Origin of the sequence: Pseudoalteromonas sp. Z9A5 (assembly GCF_011378875.1) — a bacterium.
Taxonomy (GTDB): domain Bacteria; phylum Pseudomonadota; class Gammaproteobacteria; order Enterobacterales; family Alteromonadaceae; genus Pseudoalteromonas.
The window spans coordinates 1-1,037 of sequence record NZ_WTLC01000107.1 but is presented as its reverse complement, the minus strand read 5'-3'; the positions used below and the strand labels follow the sequence as shown (position 1 = coordinate 1,037).

Below are 1,037 nucleotides of genomic sequence, written 5' to 3'. Positions count from 1 at the left end.
TTTGATTGCATTGCTGACATCATTGCCATGTACAAAACGGTTCTTACTTGCGGTCGCCCGCCTTGTATTTTTCGATGACCTTTAAATCGCCCACTTTCCTTATTCATTGGTGCGACTCCAATTAAAGCACTGGCCTGTTTACTGTTTATATAGCCCAATTCAGGCAAGTTACTGATGATAGAAGCTGCTGCTATTCTTCCAATACCAGTCATGCTTTGAAGTATCTCATTTTTAGCACTATATTCTGGACAACTTTCAATCAGCTTTGCTATTTTAGCTTCTGTTTTTAATATCATATTTTTGAATAAAGTGAGTACAGGTTTAATCGTCATAGCTAGTTCTTTAGGCATGATTTGCAATCTATTTTTTTCCATCGTTTGCATGGTGAGTAATTGATTTCTACGCGAGACTAAATCACTCATAGCTTGCATTGTCTCTGGCTTTAGTTGCGATAGTTTCGGTTTAATCGCTTCACTATAATGTGCGATTAATTGTGCATCAAGTTTGTCTGTTTTTGCTCGCTGACCAAGCGCACCTGCGAAACGCTTTACATGGACTGGATTGGCAATAGTGAACGGGAGCTTGGCATTGGCACAAGCTAAAATAAAGGGCATTTCAAGACGTCCAGTCGCTTCAATAACAACCCGTTCAGGATTGTGTTTTTTAATGATTTTAACGGCTTCTTTAATCCCTTTTTCATCGTTTGATACTGTAAAATAGATATCAATAGGACGAATGTAAATGTCGAGTTGAAATTTACCGGTATCAACGCCGACGTTAATGTTTTGATTTGTTTTAGTATTCATAATAAGCTAACTCTTACTTGCATAATGCGGGTTCGAGACCCAGTAGACTATTCGAGTGTAGTGCTTGGAGTCTTTTGTGGCGTTCATTCTTGTTATCGGTCTCTCAATAGAGGAGCCATCGCTCAATCGAACTACCACAAAAGAGGGCTTTAGTTGCTGCTAAAGCCTGGGTCTCACATTACCCGAACTTGGTTATAAATAATAATTTGATGGGTTTATTATCCATACAAG

The 1,037-nt window shown here is 38.8% G+C and carries 1 protein-coding gene; it reads right to left on the bottom strand.

The annotated features are described in order from the left end of the window. Positions 1-806: IS110 family transposase (locus GQR56_RS21200; RefSeq protein WP_166115352.1), on the bottom strand; the 806-nt coding region annotated here is incomplete at its 3' end. Positions 807-1,037: the final 231 nt, after the last annotated feature.